Genomic DNA, 21,753 nt, shown 5'->3' on the forward strand with positions numbered 1-21,753 from the left:
CTGTGAGCTAGGTAACTCTCCCTTCTCCGCCGAAGGCCACGGCGTCGAGATCGGTGACCACCAGCCGCAATCGGGCCTCCGACCACGGCGTCTCGGCCAACGCCGCACGCACGGCCTCGGTCGCCTTGTCCAGCAGCGGCGTCAGCGGTAGCTCGGCCGCGGTGACCCGGATCTCGACCCGGGTCTGGGTCAGGTCCACCGCGAATCCCCTTGCGTCCCATGGCCACCAGGCGGGCGGCTCGGTGCCGAGGGTGGTCGCGGGGCGCAGGCCGTCGATGGTGTCCAGCGCGGCGAGAATCGCCGCGATGACGTCGCCGGAAGAATTCACTGCCGCTCCGGTTCGATATCGAGAATGGACACCGACACCTCGTCGACCGCCTGACCGGTCTGCTCGAACACCACCCGCGAAACCTCCTGTTGCACTGCCTGACCGATCACCGCCGCGGCGCGTTCGGCCGAAATCACCAGATCCACTTGCACACTCAGCGCGCCCGACGCGCTCCGGCGCACCCGCACGCCCTCCGACGGGGCGGGATCGGCACTGGTGAGCCGCTGTTTGCTCACCCGGAGCAGGGACGAGACCAGGCCGCGCACACCGGGTTCCAGCCGGATCACACCCGGCGTCGCGCGGGCCGCATGCGCGGCCACCGCGGCGATGACCGGTGTCTCGATCACCACCTCGGAAACTACGTCGGTCATCGCGGCGCGTCCCCTGTGTCCTCGTAGATATCGGCGACCACCAGGTCCAGCGTCGCCAGCTCGAGACCGACCTGTGCGGCCAGCGCCGCGCGCACCCGCTCGCGCACCACCGGCAGCGCGGCGCCGACGGTGGTGTGACCGAAGCGGATCGCGACCGCGAGTTCGACCGCCAGCAGGTTCGCCCCGTCCGTGCCCGAACCCACGCGACGCACCCGGCAGTGCCTGGCGCGCACGCCCGGCACCGAATCGGCGGCGTAGCGCAGCACCGCGGCGACGGCCTGTTCGCTCACCTCCACCACACCGGGCATGGTCGTCGGCAGGCTCAGCGTCCGGCCGCGCCGGGCCTCGGCGCGGACCGCGGACATGATGCGCCCGGTGAGATCGGGCGGCGCCGGATCCGGTTCGTCGATCAGCTCCTTGGTCGCCGCGCGCAGGGCCAGCAGACTGTCCCTGGCCGCCGCGCAGTGCGGGCAGGTGTTGTCGTGTTCGTCGCCGAGCCCGGCCTCGACCGTGTCCAGCCGGTCCCAGACCTGTTCGATCTCGCGGCCGCAAGGCAGCAGGTAGTCCTGTTCGGTCGTGCCGTTCACCGCCATGGTTTCATCACCTCGGACAAGTGGGCTCGCGCCCTGGCTATCCGGCCACGCACCGCCGTCGTGTTCACCTCGACGATGTCGCCTATCTCCTCGTAGGAAAGCCCGTGTACCTCGCGCAGCAGCCAGCAGGCGCGCTGTTCGGGCGTGAGCAGTTGCAGCGCCGCGTTCAGCGCTGCCAATTGCGTGCTCACCTGCACCGCGTGCTCGGGTTGGGTGTCCGAGCGCGGCGATTCGGTCGTCTCCGGATCCACCTCGACCGTCGGCCGGCGGGCCCGGATCACGTTCAGACAGCGGTTGGTCGTCATGCGATAGAGCCAGCCGACGAACGCGGCGTCCTCGTTGAGTTGCGGAAGGCGGCGCCAAGCACCCAGAAACACCTCCTGCACCACATCTTCGGCGTCGGCCCGGTCGGCGAGCATCTTGACCGCGAGCCGAAACATCTGCGCCTGATAGCGCACCACCAGCTGCTCATAGGACCGCATATCGCCGTCGCGCGCCCTGCTCACCAGGGTCGCATCGTCCGGCGTGGTCTCGGCAACCGTTTCGGTCGTGGTCACAGCACCTCCTCCACCGCTTGTCCGTAAAGACACCGCGGATCGGAAACCGTCACGGCCCAGTATGACGTGATCGTTGTCTCAGTGGTTGCTGCGTGCGCTTTCCCCCGCGCGCCGTGTCTCTAGGACATGCGCATCCGATCGGGATGCGCGCCAACGCAGCAGGAGGTTTCGATGTCTCTGAGCGACAAGATCGGCAACAAGGTCGACGAATTCGGCGGTAAGGCCAAGGAGGCCGCGGGCAACGCGACCGGTGACGAGGACCTGGCTGCCGAGGGTAAGGCGGATCAGGTCGGGGCGGCCGTCAAGGGCGCGGTGGAAAACGTCAAGGACGCCATCGGTGACGCGGTGGACAAGACCAAGAGCGCACTGGGCAAGTAGCCCGCGCCGCGGTGTGCGGCCGGTTTGCCCGGCCGCACACCGTCTCCGGTTCGAACAGAGGTAAGACAGTGACCGAACAACGACCGGCCCGGATCGCGGGCATCGAACAGGGCACCGCGGTGCTCGCCGCGGCGACCTCGCTCGCGCTGACCATCGCCGTCGCGGCGCTGACGCATTCGCTCGGCGCGACGGTCGCGGCCGGTGCCAGCATCGTGGGCGGGCTGGTGCTCGTGCTGAGCATCCTGCCGCACAAGGCCTGACCGGCCGCGCGCGTCCGCACTAGGTGCGCGGCTGCTGCAACGCCTCCTCGACCGCCGCGAGCGCGTCGACCGGCGTGCGGTTCTGGCCCTTCTCGTTCTTGCCGAGCTGCGCCCAGCCCTGGCCGTCCGGCCCCCGCAGCTGGGTCCAGATGTCGCGGGTCTTGTCCAGCAGCTCGCGCTGCTCGAACTCGTTCAGTGCGGACATGAATTCCTCCTCTATTCCGACGCCGCAGGCCGCGGCGAAATCCTGGGGCGACATGCCGTAGGCGATGTTCATGTCGCAGTCGCCGAACGGCGGGCAGCCCTCGGGCAGGCCGCCGCCGTAGCCCTGGCCGTCGGTGTATTGGTGCGCGATCTGACCCGGCAGGTTCGGATTGCGGCCATACCCGGCCCCGACCATGCGCAGGCCGGCGGGCCGATGTGACCACATGCCGAAGAAATCGCCGCTGTTCGCGTAGCCGATGACCCGGCGGGTGTCGCCGAGCCAGTCGGCGACGCTCCAATAGGTCGCGTTGAGCGCGTCGGAATGATCCCCGCCGGGATTACCCCCGGATTCGACATCGATCATGGTGATCATCCGCGGGTGCGGACCGCCTACCCCAGCCACCATGTCCCGGTGGACCTGCACCGTCTCGGCCCAGTTCGGGCGCCAGTAGAAGTACACGACGAAGCACGCCAACCGACCGGAATCGACTGCACGACAAGCCCAGTCGTAGTTCGCGGCGAAGTTCGAATCGCGAAATGTACCGTCGTTGGAGCGGAAGCTCAGGATGCCGAACGGGTAGGAATCGTCCACCGGCACCTGAAAATATGACACATCCGCGAAGAGGCTGTCGACCATTTGTTCTCCCTCGATTTCGTCTGCCGAAATTTCCCCCGAGTAGTGGCCGCCGCCGCCGAACACCCCTCGCGACGTCGTGAGACGCCGATGAAACGTGGGTGAAGGGCCTGCGCCGGAGACTGTTGTTCGTCAGTTGGAATGTCCCGGCGCCCATGCGGTGCGACGGACCAATGTTGTCGCTGGTCGGCCGCGGTTCGGAAGCGAACGGTCGGATGAGCGAACCGGGCGTTCCATTTGTTGGACCACGAGCGATAAGAACGACGTGCTCGGTTCGTTGCGTTATCTGCATGGGAGGACAGAGAGTGAGCGAAGCGACGATCGAACGGGCGGCTATGGGGGGCCGCGGCGTATTGGAGGGCGCATTCGCCCTGTTGGAGGTCCTCGCGGAAGGGGACGAGGTCGGCTTGACACAGCTGGCCTCGGCCGCGGGACTGCCGAAGGCCACGGCCTACCGGCTGCTCAACCAGTTGGTCGTGGAGGGCGCGGTGCAACGGCGCAGCGGCCGTTATCAAATCGGCCCCCGGGTGTATCGGCTCGGGCAGACCTGGCAGCCCGCGCGGTTGCTCAGGGCGGCCTCGGCGCGGCCACTCGGGCAGTTGACCGCGGCCTCGGATCGCGGAGGTTTCAGTCTCGCGGTGACCGATCGGGGGCACACGATGTTGATCGGCGGCATCGGGCGCGAGATCGATGAGATCTTCCCGCTGCGCGCGGGCGTGCTGCTGCCGCCGGGCACGGCGGCCGAGCAGGCGCTCGCCATCGGGCGCACCGTCACCACCCCGCCGACCGGCTATTCCCAGCGGGAATGGAGCAGGCAACTGGCGGTGACCCGGGAGCGGGGACTCGCCTACGACACCGACATGACCCGGTTCGGGCTGGCGTGTGTGGCGGCGCCGGTCCGCGGGCCGTCCGGGGAGGTGGTCGCCGCGCTGGCGGCGACAGTGGCAGACCTGCCCCGGGTGCCCGCGGTCGCGGAGGCGGTGCTGCGGGCGGCGGGCCTGGTGAGCGCGAACCTCACCAGGCTGCTCAGGTCGACCGGGGCGATGTCACTGTGAAACCGGTTGGCGTCCGGCGCGGTCCGGACGCCGACCGGCGCGGTCAGTCGTGCGCGATGCCCGCGCACCAGACCTTGGTGATGGTGCGGGTCGCGTGGATGTCGGCGAGGGGGTCGCCGTCGATCAGCACGAGATCGGCCCGCTTGCCCGGGACGACGGCGCCACGATCGGTGAGCCCGAAATGCTCGGCGGGCAAGCTGGTCGCGGCCTGCAACGCCTCGGCGGTGGACAGGCCGGCGGTGACCAGCAGTTCCAGTTCGCGGTGCAGCGAGTCGCCATGCGGCGGCTGACACGGCACGCCCGGGGTGCTGTTCGCGTCGGTACTGGCGAGCACCGCGACGCCCGCGGTGTGCAGCGCGGCGACGGTGGCGAGGCAGTCGGCGAAGCCGAGGACGCCCTGCGCCTTGGCGATGCCCTGCATCATCGTGAGCGTGGGCGTGGCCACCCGTCCCTCGGTCGCCATCCGGTGCACGTCCGCGGCGGGGACCTGCCCGTCCGTCGGCACGTGCGTGATGATGTCGGCGCCGATATCCAGCGCCAGGGCGTAGGCGGCCAGGGACGTGGCGTGCACGACGGTGCGCAGCTGCCGGGCGGTCGCGGCCGCCACCACCGCTTTCGCCGTCGCCGCGTCGGGACCGCCCGCGCCCGGAGCTTCCAGCATCAGCTTGATGTAGTCCGATCCGGCGGCGGCGCGCTCGGCGACGAAGCTCTCGGCATCCTCGACGCCGCGGATGACCGCCTGCTCGGCCAAGCCGGGCAAGTGCGCATGCACCCCGCCCGGGCCGATGATCGGCACGCCCGCGCTGCGAATGTCGGTGGTACCCGGTCGATTTCGGAGCGCGTCCAAGCGCTCGGCGGGCCAGGTGGCCATGTCGAGCGCGGTGGTCACGCCGTGCGCGGCCAACTGGTCCAGCGATTCACCACCGGATAGGTGTACGTGCGCGTCGATCAGACCCGGTAGCAGCACCGCCCCGTGGCCGTCGACCTCCTCGGCCCCGGCCGGGTCGGTGCCGATCACCGCCCCGTCGATCACCACCGTCGTCGGCTCGGTGAGTCTGTGCCCGTCGAAGACCCGAACGTTGCGCAGGGCGGTTTTCCCGTTCGCTGGGGCTTCGACAGTCACGCGGACCTCCGGTGCGGTAGTCGTCAGCGGCGGGATGCAACCGCTCAGCATGGAACGTTAGTAGCCGTCAACCCATTTGTCCGCACACGAAGTGGTAACACCTTGCGCATGATCGAATCGCGCTAGTCGGCCAGCCGGGCACCGGTCTCCGGATGGAAGAGATGCACTGCGGCAGCATCGGTTACCGCGAGCCGCACCGATTCGGCGAGCCGAGCGGGCGCCCGCATCGCCGAGCGCGCGACGAACAGGAACGACTCGCCGTCCAAACCCGTCACCGCGCCGCCCGACGGTCGGGCGTAGACGTAGGACTCACTGCCGAGTTCCTCGATCAACTCCACCGTGACCTCGAAACCCTCGGCATCCCTGCGCAATTCGAGCTGTTCGGGCCGGATGCCCACGGTCACCCGAGACAGGCCCAGCTCGGCCAGGCGGGCCAGCCGTTCGCGCGGCAGTTCCAGTGTGCTGCCCGCGATCTCGACCCCGCCGGGCACCAGCGCCACCGTGCACAGATTCATCGACGGCGAGCCGATGAAGCCCGCCACGAACGCGGTGGCCGGCCGGTCGTACAACTCGGCCGGAGTGCTGAACTGCTGCAACCGGCCGTCGCGCAGGACCGCGACCCGGTCGCCCATGGTCATCGCCTCGACCTGATCGTGCGTGACATAGACGGTGGTGGTGCCCAGCCGCCGTTGCAGCGCGGCGATCTGGGTGCGGGTCTGCACCCGGAGCTTGGCATCGAGGTTGCTCAGCGGCTCGTCCATGCAGAACACCCGCGGCTCCCGCACGATCGCCCGGCCCATCGCCACCCGCTGTCGTTGCCCGCCGGACAGTTTCGCCGGTTTGCGATCCAGGAACGGGGTGAGGCCGAGCAGCTCGGCGGCCTCGGCCACCCGTCGTTTCCGTTCGGCCAGCGGCACTTTCATCATCTTGAGCGCGAAACCCATGTTCTCGCCCACGGTCTTGTTCGGGTACAGCGCGTAGTTCTGGAAGACCATCGCGATATCGCGATCCTTGGACGGCACGCCGACCATGTCCGCGCCGTCGATGCGGATGGAACCGGCGTCGATCTCCTCCAGCCCGGCGAGCATGCGCAGCGCGGTGGACTTGCCCGAGCCCGAAGGCCCGACCAGGACGATGAATTCGCCGTCGGCGATATCGAGATCCAGCGAGTCGACCGCGAGACTGTCGGCCCCGGCGTAGACACAGGACGCCGAGTCGTAACGAATGGTGGCCATGAGTGGTGTTCCTTACTTGATGGCGCCGAAGGACAGGCCGCGCACGAGCTTGTTCTGCGCGATCCAACCGGCAAGGACGACAGGGAGCGCAGAGAGCACCGCGGCGGCGGACAACCGGGCCCAGTACAACCCCTCGCCGGTGATGAATCCGACGAGGAAGACCGGAATTGTCTGTGCCTGAACGGCGGTCAGGTTCACCGCGAAGAAGAATTCGTTCCACGAGAAGATGACACAGATCAGCGCGGTCGCGGCGATACCGGGCGAGACGAGCGGCAGGATCACCTCGCGCACCGCGGTCCACAGGCTCGCGCCGTCCATGCTCGCGGCCTCGAGCAGCTCGCTCGGCACCTCGAGGAAGAACGAGCGCATCATCCAGACCGCGATCGGCAGGTTCATCGCGGTGTAGAGCACGACCAGCGCCCAGATATTGTCCAGCAGACCGATATCGCCGACGATCACGTACAGCGGCACGATCGCCGCGACCACCGGCAGCATCTTGGTGCCGATGAAGAAGAACAGCGCGTCCTGGGTGCGCCGCACCGGCCGCAGCGACAGCGCGAAGGCGGCGGGCAGGCCGAGCAGCAGCACCAGGATCGTCGACATCGCGGTGGCGAAGGCGGAATTCAGCAACGTGGTGCCGATACCGCTGTCCAGTACAGCCGCGAATTGGTCGAGCGTCGGGGTGAAGAACAGCTTCGGCGGATCGGTATAGGCGTCGGCCTCCTGCTTGAACGCGGTGAGCACCATCCACAGCACGGGAAAGAAGAACCCGATGCCGACCACCCAGGCGAGCACCGTCCAGAGCAGGCCGCTGCGGCTGCGCCTGCGGCGGACCGGAACCTGTTGCGCGGTCATGCCGCCTCCTCTTTTCCGGTGAAGGACTTGAACAGCAGGCGCAGGGCCAGGGTGGCGACCACGGTGGTCGCGATGACGGTGATGACGCCCATCGCGGCCGCCTGACCGATATCGAAACCGAGGAACGCGCGCTGATAGATGTAGAACGGCAGGTTGGAGCTGGCGATACCCGGACCGCCGGAGGTCATCATGTACACCGCGTCGAAGGTGTTGACGAGGTAGATGGCCCCGAGCACCGCGCCGAGTTCGATGAACCGGCGCAGGTGCGGCAGGGTGAGCTCGCGGAAGACCGCGAACGAGCTCGCGCCGTCGACCCGGGCGGCCTCCACGATGTCGCGCGGCATGGACTGCAGTCCGGCCAGGATCAGCAGCATCATGAACGGGGTCCACTGCCACACCAGGTCGGCCATCACCGCGGGCAGCGGATAGCGGCTCACCCAGTCGATCTGTCCGGCGCCGAACGGTTTCAGCACCACGTTCACCAGACCGAACACCGGGTCCAGCATGGTCGTCTTCCAGATCAGCGCGGCCGCAACGGGTGTCACCAGGAACGGGGTGATGAGCAGCGTGCGCACGATACCGCGCCCGAAGAACGCCCGATCCAGCAGCAGCGCCAGCAGCAGGCCGAGGACCACCGAGATGATGACCGTGCCGACGATCATGATCACGGTGTTCAGCGCGACCTGACGAAACTGACTGTCGCGGAACACTTCCGCGTAATTGTCGAGGCCGGTGAAATGCCGCGAACCCGGACGGACCAGGTTCCACGACTGGGTCGAGTAGTACAGGGTGAACACGAACGGCAGCTGGGTGACGACGATCATGAAGATCAGCGCGGGCAACAGCGGTCCGCGCCGCCGCCAGCCCTCGGCCCTGGAGATCCGATCGCGGCGGGAGACCAGCGGGGGCGCCGACTCAGGCGCGGGCGGCGCGGAAGCTGCTGGTGCGGTGGTGGTTTCCGACATTGTCACTGACTTTCTCGATACGACCGCCCGACCACGTCGGCGTACTGCTGCGCCTGGTCGAGGGCGGCACGGACGCTGATCCGGCCGGCGACCGCGGCGCTGATCTGCTGACTCACCCTGGTGCCCAGGTCCTGGAATTCCGGAATGGTCAGGAATTGGATGCCGGTGTACGGCACCGGTCGCACGCCGGGATGCTCCGGGTCGACACCGGCCATGGCCGACAAGGTGAGCGGTCCGTACGCCTTGGACGCCTCGCGGTACTCGGGTATCTGGTAGGTCGAAAGACGGCTGCCCGGTGGCACATGCGACCAACCGAGCTTCTCCCCCACCATCCGGATGTAGGGCTTGCTGGTCATCCAGGACACGAATTTCCATGCCGCGTCGGGCTTGTCGGTCGTCTTCGGGATGCCGAGCGACCAGGTGTAGAGCCAGCCCGCGTTCGGCTTCTGCATGATCGGCGCGAGCGCATAGCCGATCTTGCCGACCACTTTGCTCGACGCGGGGTCCTCCAGCACCGAAACGGCCGAGGTGGCGTCGTACCACATCGCGGTGTTGCCCTGCGCGAGCTGCGTGGCGCACTCACCGAAACCACTGGTGGCCGCACCGGGTTCGCCGTGCGTGCGGACCAGGTCGATGTAGAACTCGACGGCCCGCACCACCTCGGGGCTGGTGAGCTGGGCGTGCCAGTTCTCGTCGAACCAGCGGCCGCCGAAGGTGTTGATCACCGTGTTGAGCGGGGCCAGGGACTCACCCCAGCCGGGCTTGCCGCGCAGGCAGATGCCGGACCGCCCGGCCGCCGGATCGTCCAGTTTCGCGGCCGCGGCGGCGACCTGCTCCCAGGTGGGTTCGGCCGGGATGCTGAGACCGGCTTGCTCGACCAGATCCTTGCGGTACATCAGGAACGACGACTCGCCGTAGAACGGCACCGAGTACATCGAGCCCTGATACGACAGCGACTTACGCAGCGACGGGATGAAATCCTCCTCGTCGTAGCCCGGCGTGTTGCGCGCGTAGCTGGAAAGGTCGGTCAGCCAACCGTTCTCGGCCCACTGCGGGGTCTCGTAGTTGCTGATCATCACCACGTCGAACTCGGCGCCGCCGGTGGCGACGGAGGCGGTTATCTTCGCCCGGGCCTCGTTCTCCGACAGCGAGACGAATTTCAGCTTGGTTCCGGGGTTCTCGCGTTCGAACTCCCCGGACAGCGCGATCGCGTCGCGCATCTGCGAATTCGAGACCATGGCGATGGTGACCGTATCGCCGCCGGCGCCGAACGAGCCGGCACCCGCACAGCCCGACGCGGCCAGCACGGCCGAAATCCCCAGCGCCAGTATATTTCTCCGGATCGGGCTGTGCCTTCGCATCAGGCCGCACCCTCTTTCTGCTCCAGCAGCCACCGCGCGCACTCGATATCGGTGACGAGAATCTTGGCCAGCCCGCCGCGCAGTGCGCCGAGGGTGGCTTCGTGCTTGGCCGCGCCGCCGGCGATCAGCAACGTGGCGGGACAGGCGCGCACCGCGTCGAGGGCGACCGAGACCGTCCGCGCGGCAAGCGATCCCATGACATCGCCGCCATCGGCACGGAAGAATCTGCCGCCGATCTCCCCCACCGCGCCGAGCCCGCGCAATTCGTCGAGGATCGCGGTATCGAGGTAGCTGCCCTCGAACAGCGTGGTCGCGGTGGACACCGTGCCGACGCCGAACATCATCACCTCGGCGTGCCGGCCGAGCGCCATCGGCTTGCCGAGCACCGAATCCTGTTCCAGCGCAGTGACAGTCGCCGGGTCAGCGTAGAGCGGAGCGTGCAGCCGGACCGGGGTGGCCTGCAAATAGGTCGCGCAGCGGCCGAGGGTGTACTCGACGCCGGTCTGATAGTCGCCCGAGGTCATCGACCCGTCCAGCTGGACGACGAACGTGCAGCGGGTCGTCTTGGTGTGCAACTCGTGCGCCACCGCGATCGTCTCTGGGCCCCAAGTGAATCCGAGGGTGTCGCGCGGCTGCAACCGGCGGGTGAGCACGGCGACCGCGGCGCGCGCCAGCGGCTGCAGGCCGGACGGCGAACCATCGGGCACATCACGCAGCACCACCGCCTCGGTCAGGCCGAACGCCGCTTCGAGTTCGCGCTCGAGCTCGGTGTGCACGGTGTCGCGCAAATCGTCCGGGAGGCTGATCTCGATGCGCACCAAGCCCTGGGCGCGGGCCCGGGCGATGAGCCGGCCCGCGGTCGGTCGCGAAACACCGAGTTTGGCCGCGATTTCGGCTTGAGTAGCGCCTTCCAAGTGATAAAGCTGCGCGGCGCGGAGCGCGAGCCTGACGTCATCCGGCATACCCGGCCGGGATGGGACGGTGGCCACATGGCCTCCTCCATGAGTCTGAGCATATGCTCAGCATGTGATCTCCTGCTCACAGAGGGTACCATCCGATATGTGACGTACACAACAGTGGTGGGGTAGTTATGACTTGGGACACAGGCGTGCCGCTCGATGCCGCGACGCTACGGAACCTCGGCTCGGGTATCGCGACACCGGCCTACGATCGGTCGGAGATCACCACCGGCATAGTGCATTTCGGTGTCGGTGGCTTTCACCGCGCGCACCAGGCGATGTACCTGGACCGATTACTGGCGCGCGGCGAGGCGCGCGAATGGGGCATCTGCGGGGTGGGCGTGCTGCCCGGCGACCGCCGGATGCGCGACGTATTGACCGCGCAGGACGGGCTTTACACGCTGTCGGTGCTCGCCCCGGACGGCGGCTGGACCGCCCGGGTGATCGGCTCGATCGTCGAATACCTCTACGCCCCGGACGATCCCGAGGCCGTGCTGGCGAAACTGGCGGCGCCGAGCACCCGCATCGTCTCGCTCACCGTGACCGAGGGCGGCTATCACATCTCGGCGACCACCGGCGAGTTCGCCGCCGAGGATCCGGCCATCCAGGCCGATCTCGCCCCGGATGCGGTGCCCGCCACCATCTTCGGACTGATCACCGAGGGGCTGGCCCGGCGGCGGGCCCGCGGTATCGCGCCGTTCACCGTGCTGTCGTGCGACAACATCGAGGGCAACGGCGAGGTCGCCCGCAAAACCTTCAGCGCGTTCGCCCGGCTGCGCGACGCCGAATTCGGCGACTGGGTGGCCGCCGAGGTGCGTTTCCCGAATTCCATGGTCGACCGGATCACCCCGGTCACGCCGCCGGACGCGGCGGCCGAGGTCGAGCGGCGCTTCGGCGTGCGGGACGGGTGGCCGGTGGTCACCGAACCGTTCACCCAGTGGGTGCTGGAGAATTCGTTCACGCTGGGCCGGCCGGACTACGGCGCGGTCGGCGTGCAACTCGTCGACGATGTCGCGCCGTACGAGCTGATGAAGCTGCGCCTGTTGAACGCGAGCCATCAAGCGCTGGCCTACTTCGGCTATCTCAGCGGCTACCGGCTCGTGCACGACGCGGCGCTGGATCCGGTGTTCCGCCGATTCCTGTTGCGCTACATGGACGCCGAGGCCACCCCCACCCTGCTGCCGGTGCCCGGTGTCGATCTGGCCGATTACAAGCAGACGCTGATCGAGCGGTTCGCCAACCCGGCGATCGGTGACACCATCGCCCGGCTCTGCGCGGAATCATCGGACCGCATCCCCAAGTGGGTGCTGCCGGTGATCCGCCGCCGCCTCGCCGACGGCGGCGAGATCACCTGCGCGGCAGCACTTGTGGCCAGCTGGGCGCGGTACGCGGAAGGCACCGACGAACAGGGTGAACCGATCGAGATCGTGGATCGGCTGCGCGAGCGCCTCGGCCCACTGGCCCGCCGCCAGCGCACGGACCGCACCGCATTCCTCAGCGACCGCGAGGTTTTCGGCGATCTGATCGACGAGCCACGGTTCGTGCGCGAGTACGTCGCGGCGCTGGATTCGCTGTACGCCAAGGGCGCTCGCGCGACGGTCGCCGAACTCGCGGGCTAGCGGGACGGTTAACCGCAGCCCGGCGTCCCGGCGTTGCTACCGGTCGCGATCGGCAGGCACAGCCCGGAGGAGCCGGTGTTCAGCGCCCGGACGAACTGACCGGCCAGTGCGTGCGGGTCGGCGACCCGGTCCGCGCCACTGGCGATCGACGGTGCGTCGGGCGTCTGCGCGGCCGCGGTGCCATGCCCCAGGGCCACGCCGGCGCCGATCGTGGCGCAGACGGCGAACGTGCGAAGCGAGACCGTACCCATCAGTTTCTGCATGACCTCAAACTAATGCGGTAACGCGATCACCCAACGCCCCCAATTGCTGGCCCCCGAGTTCTGGTGCCGCTGCCACCGCCAGCACCAGAGCGCCCGGGCCGCCCGGAGTCAGAGCGGGAGCACCCGGGTGACGGCGTGGGTCTCGCCGCCGACGGTGAACCAGATGTCGAGGTCGGTGCCCGTGCGCTGCGCGACCAGCGCGACCTGATCACCGGACTTCAGCGGCTTCGCGTACTCGATGACGGTGCGGTGGGCGCCCGACTTCAGGTCGTGGTGCTCGGCGAGGACCTCCTCCACGCCGCTGAGGTAGACGCTGTTGTTGACGTGGTCGAGCATGTCGATATCGGTGATCCGCAGTGGGAAAGGTCGCACCTGGATATCGGCGGCGTCGATGCGGGGCGCGGGCTCGGTGAGCGCCGCCTTCCAGCGCAGCCGGTGCTCGGTGGTGGCGGCCAGCATCGGTGCCATGAAGCGATCGCTCATCCGCGCCGGGAGCCCGGATTCGGTGCCGAAATGGATCAAAAAGGCCTCGGTCTCGACCAGGCCGCCGCCGCTGCCGACGATCTGGACCCGCATGTTGCACCAGCGGTTGGACAGTCCGGAACACCAGCGGCGCAGCGTGACCCGCTCGCCGAACAGAATCGGCTTCAGCACGTCGATCACGGTCCGGCGCACCACCCAGCCGGGATGGGCGTCGCCGTCGTCCACCGCGTCCAGGTGCTCGAACCCGATGTCCTGCAGGTAGCGGGCGATGGCGTCGAGCCGCAGGTGTTGCTCGCCGTCGGTGTCGGCGAGACGGACCGGCCATCCCGTCTCGAACGGGGTTCCGGTGGTCGGACGTTCCGGCAGCACGCTGGGAATGACCATGCAGGGATACTGCCAGGTCGTGCCGCGTGCGCGCGCAGCGGCACGGTCGGCGCGTCGTGCATCTCACATCTGCGCATCGCGACAACGGGCGTCACACCGCGGGGTTGACCCTCACACGGTGTCAGCTCGTTGACTCGACGTCATGCACGCTTATATCGGTTCGGTTCCCTACTGCTACAGCAATTCCCTGGCGATGCTGCTCGGTGCGCACGCGCCGTCGACCGCGGTGATCGAGACGCTGACCGGATCGCCGTTCGGCGTTCAACTCGAGGGCGGCACCGTGCCGTTCTTCGATCCGGTCGGCTGGCACCCGGAGATCGGCGTGAGTGCCGCGCTCGAGCTGCTCGGTTGGTCGTGCACCCGCAGCGCGGGCGGGCCGGCCCCGGCGGCGCTCGAGCGGTTGCGGGACGCGACCACGCGGGGGCCGGTGCTGGCCGGTCCGCTCGATCTCGGGTTGCTCAGGTATCGGCCCGGTGCCGAAGCCGCGCTCGGAGCGGACCATTACGTGGTGGTGCTGGCGGTGGCGCACGACACGGTGTTGCTGCACGATCCGCAGGGGCATCCGTTCGCGACCCTGCCGACCGAGGAGTTTCTCGAGTCGTGGCGGGGCGAGCGGGTGAGCTACCGCGATACGCCCTTCGTGCTGCGCTCGGATTTCGTCCGGGAACGGGAGGTGTCCCCGGTGGAAGCGTTGGCATCGTCCATGCCGCAAGCGATCCGGTGGACGGCGGGCGCGTCCGACGCCGCGGCGGCGATCGCCGATCTGGTCACGCGGGGACTGCCGCCGGAGATCCGGGGCTTGCTGGCCGACTTCGGTCTCCGTGTGGGCAGCCGTCGGTTGATCGACGCCGCTACGAGCCTGACCCTGCTCGGGCGCACCGCCGCGGCGGAACTCGCCGCGACGCAGGCCCGCCTGATCGGCAGCCTCCAGTACCCGCTGGTGGCGGGCGACGACAGCGCGGTCGCCGCCACCCTGCGCGACCTCGCCCCCGGCTACGACCGGCTGCGCGCAGCCCTCGCCTGAAAACCCACGCACCCCTTCCGCTTTCCCGCACCCGCTGTGCCATGCCAGAGCGGGTGCGGGAAGCCAGAAAGGGTGCGGGTGTGCTACTTCTTGCCGCGCTCGCGCTTCTCGCGGACACGCACCGAGATGCGCACCGGCGAACCGTCGAAGTTGAACTCCTCACGCAGCCTGCGCTCCAGGAAACGGCGGTAGCCCGCCTCCAGGAAGCCGGTGGTGAACAGGACGAACGTCGGCGGACGGGTGGACGCCTGGGTGGCGAACAGGATGCGGGGCAGGCGACCGCCACGCATCGGCGGCGGCGTCGCCGCGACCACTTCCTTCAACCAGTTGTTCAGGCGACCGGTGGAGATGCGCTTGTCCCACGACTCGAGCGCGGTCTCCATCTGCGGCACCAGCTTCTGCACCGCGCGACCGGTGTGCGCCGAAATATTGACCCGCTGCGCCCACGGCACCCGGACCAGATCCCGGTCGATCTCGCGTTCCAGTTGCAGGCGCCGGTCCTCGTCGACCAGATCCCACTTGTTGAAGGCCAGCACGAGCGCGCGACCGGAGTCCGCGACCATGCTGATCACCCGCAGGTCCTGCTCGGTCATCGGCTGCGAGGCATCGATCAGCATGATCGCGACCTCGGACGCCTCCAGCGCCGCCTTGGTGCGCAGCGACGCGTAGAACTCGGTGCCGCTGGAATGCGAGACCTTGCGGCGCAGACCCGCGGTATCGACGAATTTCCAGACCTTGCCGCCCAATTCGACCAGCGAGTCGACCGGGTCGACCGTGGTGCCCGCGACATCGTGCACCACCGAACGCTCGTCGCCGGCCAGCTTGTTCAAGAGGCTGGACTTGCCGACATTCGGCTTGCCGACCAGGGCCACCCGGCGCGGACCGACCCCGCCGGTGCCCTCCCGCGGCGTCTCCGGCAGGACGGCGAGCACGTCGTCGAGCAGATCGCCGGTGCCGCGGCCGTGCGCCGCACTCACCATCCGCGGCTCGCCGAGACCGAGCGACCACAGCGCGGCGGCCTCGGACTCGATGCGCTGATCGTCGACCTTGTTGGCGACCAGGATCACCGGAATCTTGGAGCGGCGCAGCTTCTTCACCGCGGCCTCGTCGGTGGCGGTCGCGCCGACCACGGCATCGACCACCAGCAGGATCGCGTCGGCGGTCTGCATCGCCACCTCGGCCTGGCGCGCCACCGACTGCTGCAGGCCCTTGGCGTCAGGCTCCCAGCCGCCGGTGTCCTGCACCAGGAAGCGGCGGCCCGCCCAGTTCGCCTCGTAGGAAATCCGGTCCCGGGTGACGCCGGGAATGTCCTCGACGACCGCCTCGCGGCGGCCGAGGATCCGGTTCACCAGCGTCGACTTGCCGACATTCGGGCGGCCCACCACCGCGAGCGTCGGCATCGCGAGCAGCTCTTCACCGTCGAACTCGCCGTCGAGATCGGTGAGCTCCCACTCGGTTTCGTCACTCCAGATGCCGTCGCCGGCCATCACGTCTTCGGTCACTGCGAACCTCCCGTCCGGCCTACCGAAATCTGCTGCGCGACAACGCGGTACAGCTCGTCGATGACCTCATCCATGTTCAGGTCGCTGGTGTCGACCAGCACGGCGTCGTCGGCCGGACGCAGTGGGGACACCTTGCGGGTGGAATCGAGGTTGTCGCGTCGCTGCACATCGGCGAGCACGGCCTCGTAGTCGTCGCCGCGGCCCTCGGCGATGTTCTGCTGATTGCGCCGATGCGCGCGCGCCTCCGCCGACGCGGTCAGATAGATCTTGGCGTCCGCGTCCGGCAACACGACGGTGCCGATATCCCGGCCCTCCACCACGATTCGCTGTGCGTCCGTGGTGATCTCGCGCTGCAACGCGACCAGCAGATCCCGGACCTCGGGCACGGCCGACACCGCGGAAACCGCCTTGGTGACGGCGTCGCCGCGGATCTCCGAGGACACGTCCTCGCCGTCGAGCCGGATCACCTCACGGCTCGGATCGGTACCGATCGAGAGCGGCAGCTCCTTCACCGCGGCGCCGATCGCGGCGGCATCGGTCAGCTCGACACCCGCGCGCAACACCCGCAGCGTCGCCACCCGGTACATCGCACCGGTGTCGAGATAGCGGGCACCGAGCCGGGTCGCCAGGCGCCGCGAGACGCTGGACTTGCCGGTACCGGACGGGCCGTCCATCGCCACCACGAGTGGACCGGTCCCCGACATCTGCCGAGGGGCCTCGACCGGAATCTCCACACCCATCACAACGACACCGCCTCGTAGAGTTTGCCGATTTCCGCGCGACCGAGCACCCGCAGCGTGCCCGGCCGCTGGTCGCCGAGCGCGACCGGACCGATATTGGTGCGCACCAGCCGGGTCACCGGATGGCCGACCGCGTCCAGCAGCCGTCGCACGATGTGTTTGCGCCCTTCGTGCAACACCAGTTTCACCAGAGAACGTCCCTCGCCCAGCTCGAGCACCTGGAAACTGTCCACCTTGGCGGGACCGTCCTCCAGCTCGATGCCGTCCTTGAGGCGTTTGCCGACCGACTTGTGCACCTCGCCGTTGACCGTGGCCAGATAGGTCTTCGACACCTGGAACGACGGATGCATGAGCCGGTGCGCCAGATCACCGTCGTTGGTGAGCAGCAGCAGGCCCTCGGTGTCGGCGTCGAGACGCCCGACATGGAACAGGCGCTGACCCGCCGCCACCCGCTCGGCGACGATGTCACCGACACAGGGACGACCCAGATCGTCGGACATGGTGGACTGCCAGCCCTTGGGCTTGTTCAACGCGATGTGCACGAGCTCCTCGCGCACCATCACGCGGGTACCGTCCACCCGGACCACCGCGACCTGCGGATCGATCCGCAGACCCTGTTCACGCACGATCGCGCCGTCGACCTCGACCCGGCCCTGCGCGATCATCTCCTCGGCGGCGCGGCGCGACGCCACACCCGCCTTGGCCAGCACCTTCTGCAAACGCTCGCCCTCGCCCCACGGCATCTTGACGTGGCCCTCGGCGGCCGCGGGTTCCACGTGCTGGCGCTTCGCGGGCTTGGCGTTGCTGAGCAGCGGAGCGGACTGCGTCTGCTTCTGCGGCTTCGGGTTCTTCTTCTTGCCGGTCGGCGCGGGCTGGGCGGCCCGGCGCACCGGGATGCCGTTCGGCGGGGTGCCCCACTGGGCGGTGCCGCCCTGGCTCGGGCCACGTCCCGAATTGCCTTGCGCGGAGCCGTTTTCGGTCCGGGGGCGGTAGGAAGCGCCCTGCGCGGGGCCGTCGGTGCGACCGCGGTAGCCGTTGCCGCCCTGGGCGGGACCGTCCGTGCGGCCGCGGTAGCCGTTGCCGCCCTGCGTAGTTCCGTTGCGGGTGCCGCGATATCCGTTGCCGCCCTGGGTATTTCCGCCGTCGTTACGGCCGCGGTAGGGGCCGTCGCCGTCGGAGCGGCCGCGGTAGGAGCCGCCTTCGGTGCGGTCGCGGTACGAGCCGCCTTGCGCGGCGCCGCCGCGGTACGAGCCGCCGTCCTGGCGGTCCCGGTACGAGCCGCCGCCGGCGTTGCCGCGATAAGCGTTGCCACCCTGAGCGTTTCCGCCCTGAGCGTTGCCGCGGGACGCGGTACCGCGATATCCCCCGTCGCCGCGGGCGCTGCCGCGGTCTGTTCCCCCGCGAGCCGCACTGCGTGCGTCTCGCGTCGCGCCACCCCTGCTGGGCTGGTCGCTGCGTTTCCTACGATCCGGTGTGCCATCTCGGCGAGCGGGCGTATTCATTTTGTCCTGTCAATCCTCGCTGCCGAGGTCCAAGTCGGCCTCGGCGGGTTTCTTCAGCTTGGTGTAACGGGGGTCCGTGTCCAAGCTCTCGTTGATCTCATCGATCAGGTCGACGCCCGGGAGCAGGGGCGCCAGCGGCGGCAGGTCGGTCAGCGACGCGAGCCCGATCCGCTCCAGGAACAGCTCGGTCGTGCTGTACGTCGTCCCGTTCGTTTCCGGGTCGACGCCGGCCTCGGCGATCAAGCCCCGAGCCAGCAGCGTGCGCATCACCCCATCGACGTTCACGCCGCGCACCGCGCTGACCCTGGTCCGGGTCACCGGTTGACGGTATGCCACCACCGCCAGAGTTTCCAAGGCCGCCCGCGTCAGTTTGGTGCGAGCGCCGTCGAGCAGCACCCGTTCCACATAGGGCGCGTACTCGCTGCGAGTATAGAAGCGCCACCCGTCTCCGACGAAACGCAGATCGATCCCGCTCCCCCGCGCCGACAACTCCGCCGACAGCTCACGCAACACCCCCTCCACCCGCTCGGTGGTGTCGTCCAACGCCGCCGCCAACTGCTCTACCGGGGCCGGAGCGTCCACCACGAGCAACATCGCCTCCAACGCCGACCGAAACTCCGCATCCTCCAAAAACTCCGGCGTGAACTCCGACACGGTGTTGTCGGCGACTGGTATCGCGTCGTGCGTGGGCACGTTTTCGGCGGACGCATCGGACGCGTCGGATGCCTCGGACGCGACGGATGCATGGGACACGTCGGACGCAGAAACAGAGCGATCCGCCGAGCCTTCGACAGCATCGCCCCCGTCGGTCGCCCCCTCCGCCCTGCCATCGACAGTCCCGCCCGCAACACCCGCAGTCGCCTCGACCGCCCGGGCCGCGGGCACCGTCGCGACGGGACGCAGGCGACCGGCCACAGCGGTCACTGCACCGGCTGCAGCCGAGCCACTGGCGGAGCCCTTCGCGCGGGCGGCGTCCACGCCGTCGCGCATCGCCTCCTCGTCTGCGGCAGCCGAGTCACGGGCGGCCGAGGGCGCGGGGGGCGCGGCGGCGGGGGCTTCCTTGCCAGCCGCCGCAGGGGGCGAGCTGGCGAAAGCAGACGTTGGGACAGCGGCGTCCCCTGCGGAGCCAAGGTCCTCGGGGCGACTCGTGGCCGAAGCCGAACTGTCGGCGGTGGACACCGGGGGGTCCGCGGCTGGGGTGGGCGCCGACTGCGGCTGGTCCGAGACCGGGGTGTCGGTGTGCTCGGTCACCCGTAGTCCTCCTCGATGGTCACAGTGCTGGTCTCGACGTCGTCACCGATCCAGCTGATCGACAGTGGGCCGAGCGGGTCGGGCTGGTCGAACTCGATCGTCTTGCCCCGGTACAGCTCGAGCAGCGCGAGGAAGCGGGCGACGATCTCGACCGGCACGGTGCAGTCGGCGACCAGTTCGGTGAAGGTCGTCCAGCCACCTTTGCCTGCCAGCTTCAGCCGTTCGAGCACCAGCGCGGCCTGTTCGGCGATCGACACGGCGTGGTTGTGCAGGTGGTCGAGCCCCACCTTGGGCACCGGGCGCGGCCGGAACGCCGCCGCGGCGATCGCGGCGAATTCGTGCGCGTCAACTCCCAGCGTAACCTCGGGCAGCAGGTCGGCGAAGCGCTCCTCCAGGCCGACGGCGCGCGGGTACCGCCGCAGCGCGACCGCTTCCAGTTCGCCGAGCAGCTCGGCCACCTGCTTGAACGCCCGGTATTGCAGCAGCCGCGCGAACAGCAGGTCGCGCGCCTCCAGCAGTTCGAGGTCCTCGGCGTCGGTCATCTCCCCAGAGGGCAGCAGTCGTGCCGCCTTGAGGTCGAGCAGCGTGGCGGCGACGACCAGGAATTCGGTGGTCTGGTCGAGGATCTTGTCGGCCCGCAGCGTCGTCGTGGCGTCGTCGGACAGCGCCGCGGTCAACGCCTTGGTGTAGGCGATGAACTCGTCGGTCACCTTGTGCAACGCCACCTCGGTGACATCGAGCTTCCGCGAGCTGATCAGGGTCAGCAGCAGATCGAACGGCCCCTGAAAGTTGCTCAACCGCAGATGAAACCCGGACTTCTGCTCCGCCCCGTCCGCCACCGAGGCATCCCCGCCCCCGGCCACACCATCGTTCCCGCCCTGCGGATGCGCCGGCACCGTCTGCTCGGCAGCGCTCGACTCCGCGGGGGGCTCGGGGTTCGCGGCGGGCTGCTCGGGCATCTGGACATCATGGGGCACACCGGAGTGGTCCGATGTGTGCAGGTCCGGGGTCGACGTGACCTCGTCCGCCGCACGGTCCGGTGCGTCGGCGCGCGCCGCAGCCCGCTCCAGGAGGTCGCCCGACGGGTGGTCGTCGCCGTGGACGACTCCGTGGCCGGGCGTGTGGGTGGTAGCGGGTGGTGCGGGGTCGTTGCTGCCGATCACCGGCCGGACCGGTGGATGACTTCCCGCGCCATCGCCCGATATGCTTCGGCTCCACTGGATTTCGGCGCCCACGTGGTGATCGGCTCACCTGCGACGCTGGCGTCGGGGAACCGCACGGTACGCGAGATCGCCGCGTCGTAGACCAGGTCACCGAACACTTCGACGACCCGCGCCATCACCTGACGCGAATGCAGTAGTCGGGCGTCGAACATGGTGACCACTATCCCGTACAGGCTGAGCCTGGGGTTGAGGCGGTCGCGCACCTTTTCCACGGTGTCGTTGAGCAGCGCGAGCCCGCGCAGCGAGAAGTATTCGCATTCCATCGGAATGATGACGCCGTCGGCGCAGGCGAGCGCGTTGACGGTGAGCAACCCGAGCGACGGCTGGCAGTCGATGATGATGTAGTCGTACCGGTCGCGGATGGAATGCAGTGCGCGGCCGAGCGAATGCTCCCGCCCGACCTCGTTGACCAGCTGAATTTCCGCGGCCGAGAGGTCGATGTTGCTGGGCAGCAGATCCATGTTCTCGACCCGGGTCTGCATCAGCACGTCGTCGATCGAACCTTTGGAGCCGACCAGCAGGTCGTGCACGGTCAGCTCGAGATCGTGGTGGGCCACCCCCAAGCCCGCGGACAGCGCGCCCTGCGGGTCCAGATCGACCAGCAGCACCCGGCGCCCGTATTCGGCGAGCGAGGCGCCGAGATTGATGGTGGAGGTGGTCTTGCCGACGCCGCCCTTCTGGTTGCACATGGCGATGATGAGGGCGTCGCCGTGCCGTTCCAGCGGCGGCGGGTCCGGCACGAGTCGCAGGGGGCGCCCGGTCGGGCCGAGTGCCGCGTCCTCCGCGACAGGGAGATCGGCCCCGGTGCCCCACAGGGTTTCGGCCGCCGCCGCCGAGGCGGGACCCGGATGCGGCTCCGCCCCAGCACCCATCGGCGGCTCTGC

Annotated in this window: 24 protein-coding genes; 5 read left to right on the forward strand and 19 right to left on the reverse strand. The window is 68.9% G+C overall.

All coding sequences use genetic code 11. The annotated features are described in order from the left end of the window. Positions 1-7 precede the first annotated feature (7 nt). The 4 genes from NVU01S_RS20080 to NVU01S_RS20095 are packed head-to-tail and all read right to left on the reverse strand — an operon-like array spanning position 8 to position 1,849. The gene (locus NVU01S_RS20080) at positions 8-328 is read right to left on the reverse strand and encodes a hypothetical protein (RefSeq protein ID WP_043671004.1); all 321 of its coding nucleotides are present in this window, start codon (positions 326-328) and stop codon (positions 8-10) included. Further along, complete coding sequence (locus NVU01S_RS20085; RefSeq protein ID WP_014983595.1) at positions 325-699, reverse strand: Asp23/Gls24 family envelope stress response protein; 375 nt, start codon at positions 697-699, stop codon at positions 325-327. The genes NVU01S_RS20080 and NVU01S_RS20085 overlap by 4 nt, the downstream gene beginning before the upstream one ends. Beyond that, positions 696-1,292 (reverse strand): hypothetical protein, encoded by a 597-nt coding sequence (locus NVU01S_RS20090; RefSeq protein WP_043671006.1) that lies wholly within the window; start codon positions 1,290-1,292, stop codon positions 696-698. Before NVU01S_RS20090 ends, NVU01S_RS20085 begins: the two co-directional genes overlap by 4 nt. Further along, on the reverse strand, positions 1,283-1,849 hold the full coding sequence (locus tag NVU01S_RS20095) for an RNA polymerase sigma factor (protein WP_042263175.1): 567 nt from the start codon (positions 1,847-1,849) through the stop codon (positions 1,283-1,285). The genes NVU01S_RS20090 and NVU01S_RS20095 overlap by 10 nt, the downstream gene beginning before the upstream one ends. A gap of 171 nt (positions 1,850-2,020) precedes the next feature. Here NVU01S_RS20095 and NVU01S_RS20100 point away from each other — a divergent pair, with 171 nt between their 5' ends. Both NVU01S_RS20100 and NVU01S_RS20105 read left to right on the forward strand, forming a co-directional pair. Then, positions 2,021-2,227 carry a CsbD family protein gene (locus tag NVU01S_RS20100; RefSeq protein ID WP_029896186.1) on the forward strand — a complete coding sequence of 69 codons (207 nt, stop codon included), beginning with the start codon at positions 2,021-2,023 and terminating at the stop codon, positions 2,225-2,227. Between the two features lie 68 nt (positions 2,228-2,295). Continuing rightward, positions 2,296-2,487 carry a hypothetical protein gene (locus NVU01S_RS20105; protein ID WP_029896188.1) on the forward strand — a complete coding sequence of 64 codons (192 nt, stop codon included), beginning with the start codon at positions 2,296-2,298 and terminating at the stop codon, positions 2,485-2,487. A gap of 19 nt (positions 2,488-2,506) precedes the next feature. On the opposite strand, the gene NVU01S_RS20110 is transcribed toward NVU01S_RS20105, so the two are convergent. Beyond that, complete coding sequence (locus NVU01S_RS20110; RefSeq protein ID WP_043671154.1) at positions 2,507-3,328, reverse strand: hypothetical protein; 822 nt, start codon at positions 3,326-3,328, stop codon at positions 2,507-2,509. A gap of 302 nt (positions 3,329-3,630) precedes the next feature. Between NVU01S_RS20110 and NVU01S_RS20115 the strand changes: the two genes are divergently transcribed. Then, positions 3,631-4,380, forward strand: a complete 750-nt coding sequence (locus NVU01S_RS20115; protein WP_043671009.1) for a helix-turn-helix domain-containing protein — start codon at positions 3,631-3,633, stop codon at positions 4,378-4,380. Positions 4,381-4,423: 43 nt separating this feature from the next. On the opposite strand, the gene NVU01S_RS20120 is transcribed toward NVU01S_RS20115, so the two are convergent. From NVU01S_RS20120 to NVU01S_RS20145, 6 genes are all read right to left on the reverse strand, one after another. Next, positions 4,424-5,503, reverse strand: coding sequence for an amidohydrolase family protein (locus NVU01S_RS20120; protein WP_043671157.1), 1,080 nt, complete (start codon positions 5,501-5,503; stop codon positions 4,424-4,426). A gap of 122 nt (positions 5,504-5,625) precedes the next feature. Beyond that, positions 5,626-6,738 carry an ABC transporter ATP-binding protein gene (locus NVU01S_RS20125; RefSeq protein WP_043671012.1) on the reverse strand — a complete coding sequence of 371 codons (1,113 nt, stop codon included), beginning with the start codon at positions 6,736-6,738 and terminating at the stop codon, positions 5,626-5,628. Between the two features lie 12 nt (positions 6,739-6,750). Further along, positions 6,751-7,593 carry a carbohydrate ABC transporter permease gene (locus NVU01S_RS20130; RefSeq protein WP_014983586.1) on the reverse strand — a complete coding sequence of 281 codons (843 nt, stop codon included), beginning with the start codon at positions 7,591-7,593 and terminating at the stop codon, positions 6,751-6,753. After that, the gene (locus NVU01S_RS20135) at positions 7,590-8,558 is read right to left on the reverse strand and encodes a carbohydrate ABC transporter permease (protein ID WP_043671015.1); all 969 of its coding nucleotides are present in this window, start codon (positions 8,556-8,558) and stop codon (positions 7,590-7,592) included. Before NVU01S_RS20135 ends, NVU01S_RS20130 begins: the two co-directional genes overlap by 4 nt. Before the next feature lie 2 nt (positions 8,559-8,560). Next, a complete protein-coding gene (locus NVU01S_RS20140; protein ID WP_043671017.1) occupies positions 8,561-9,919 on the reverse strand; it encodes an ABC transporter substrate-binding protein in 1,359 nt (452 codons plus the stop codon). Further along, complete coding sequence (locus NVU01S_RS20145) at positions 9,919-10,881, reverse strand: sugar-binding transcriptional regulator (protein WP_052280631.1); 963 nt, start codon at positions 10,879-10,881, stop codon at positions 9,919-9,921. The genes NVU01S_RS20140 and NVU01S_RS20145 overlap by 1 nt, the downstream gene beginning before the upstream one ends. A gap of 146 nt (positions 10,882-11,027) precedes the next feature. Here NVU01S_RS20145 and NVU01S_RS20150 point away from each other — a divergent pair, with 146 nt between their 5' ends. Then, positions 11,028-12,497, forward strand: a complete 1,470-nt coding sequence (locus NVU01S_RS20150) for a mannitol dehydrogenase family protein (protein WP_043671160.1) — start codon at positions 11,028-11,030, stop codon at positions 12,495-12,497. Positions 12,498-12,505: 8 nt separating this feature from the next. Here NVU01S_RS20150 and NVU01S_RS20155 read toward each other — a convergent pair whose 3' ends face one another. Together NVU01S_RS20155 and NVU01S_RS20160 are read right to left on the reverse strand one after the other, a co-directional pair. Beyond that, the gene (locus tag NVU01S_RS20155; protein ID WP_043671023.1) at positions 12,506-12,760 is read right to left on the reverse strand and encodes a hypothetical protein; all 255 of its coding nucleotides are present in this window, start codon (positions 12,758-12,760) and stop codon (positions 12,506-12,508) included. Between the two features lie 108 nt (positions 12,761-12,868). Then, on the reverse strand, positions 12,869-13,627 hold the full coding sequence (locus NVU01S_RS20160) for an acyl-[acyl-carrier-protein] thioesterase (protein ID WP_043671026.1): 759 nt from the start codon (positions 13,625-13,627) through the stop codon (positions 12,869-12,871). Between the two features lie 142 nt (positions 13,628-13,769). Here NVU01S_RS20160 and NVU01S_RS20165 point away from each other — a divergent pair, with 142 nt between their 5' ends. After that, complete coding sequence (locus NVU01S_RS20165) at positions 13,770-14,651, forward strand: YobF C-terminal domain-containing protein (RefSeq protein WP_043671029.1); 882 nt, start codon at positions 13,770-13,772, stop codon at positions 14,649-14,651. Between the two features lie 83 nt (positions 14,652-14,734). On the opposite strand, the gene der is transcribed toward NVU01S_RS20165, so the two are convergent. The 6 genes from der to NVU01S_RS20195 all read right to left on the reverse strand — a co-directional run bounded on the left by der (position 14,735) and on the right by NVU01S_RS20195 (position 21,741). Further along, entirely contained in the window at positions 14,735-16,138 is a 1,404-nt protein-coding gene (gene der, locus NVU01S_RS20170) for a ribosome biogenesis GTPase Der (RefSeq protein WP_081594296.1), read from the reverse strand. 11 nt (positions 16,139-16,149) lie between these two features. Next, a complete protein-coding gene (gene cmk, locus NVU01S_RS20175; protein WP_244467254.1) occupies positions 16,150-16,893 on the reverse strand; it encodes a (d)CMP kinase in 744 nt (247 codons plus the stop codon). Then, a complete protein-coding gene (locus tag NVU01S_RS42545; RefSeq protein ID WP_082032059.1) occupies positions 16,893-18,395 on the reverse strand; it encodes a pseudouridine synthase in 1,503 nt (500 codons plus the stop codon). Before NVU01S_RS42545 ends, cmk begins: the two co-directional genes overlap by 1 nt. Before the next feature lie 9 nt (positions 18,396-18,404). Continuing rightward, the gene (scpB, locus tag NVU01S_RS20185; protein ID WP_043671168.1) at positions 18,405-19,070 is read right to left on the reverse strand and encodes an SMC-Scp complex subunit ScpB; all 666 of its coding nucleotides are present in this window, start codon (positions 19,068-19,070) and stop codon (positions 18,405-18,407) included. 572 nt (positions 19,071-19,642) lie between these two features. Next, positions 19,643-20,605, reverse strand: coding sequence for a segregation and condensation protein A (locus NVU01S_RS20190; protein ID WP_082032064.1), 963 nt, complete (start codon positions 20,603-20,605; stop codon positions 19,643-19,645). Between the two features lie 200 nt (positions 20,606-20,805). Continuing rightward, positions 20,806-21,741, reverse strand: a complete 936-nt coding sequence (locus NVU01S_RS20195) for a ParA family protein (protein ID WP_043671036.1) — start codon at positions 21,739-21,741, stop codon at positions 20,806-20,808. Positions 21,742-21,753 lie beyond the last annotated feature (12 nt).

Origin of the sequence: Nocardia vulneris, from assembly GCF_001613425.1 — a bacterium.
Classification (GTDB): domain Bacteria; phylum Actinomycetota; class Actinomycetes; order Mycobacteriales; family Mycobacteriaceae; genus Nocardia; species Nocardia vulneris.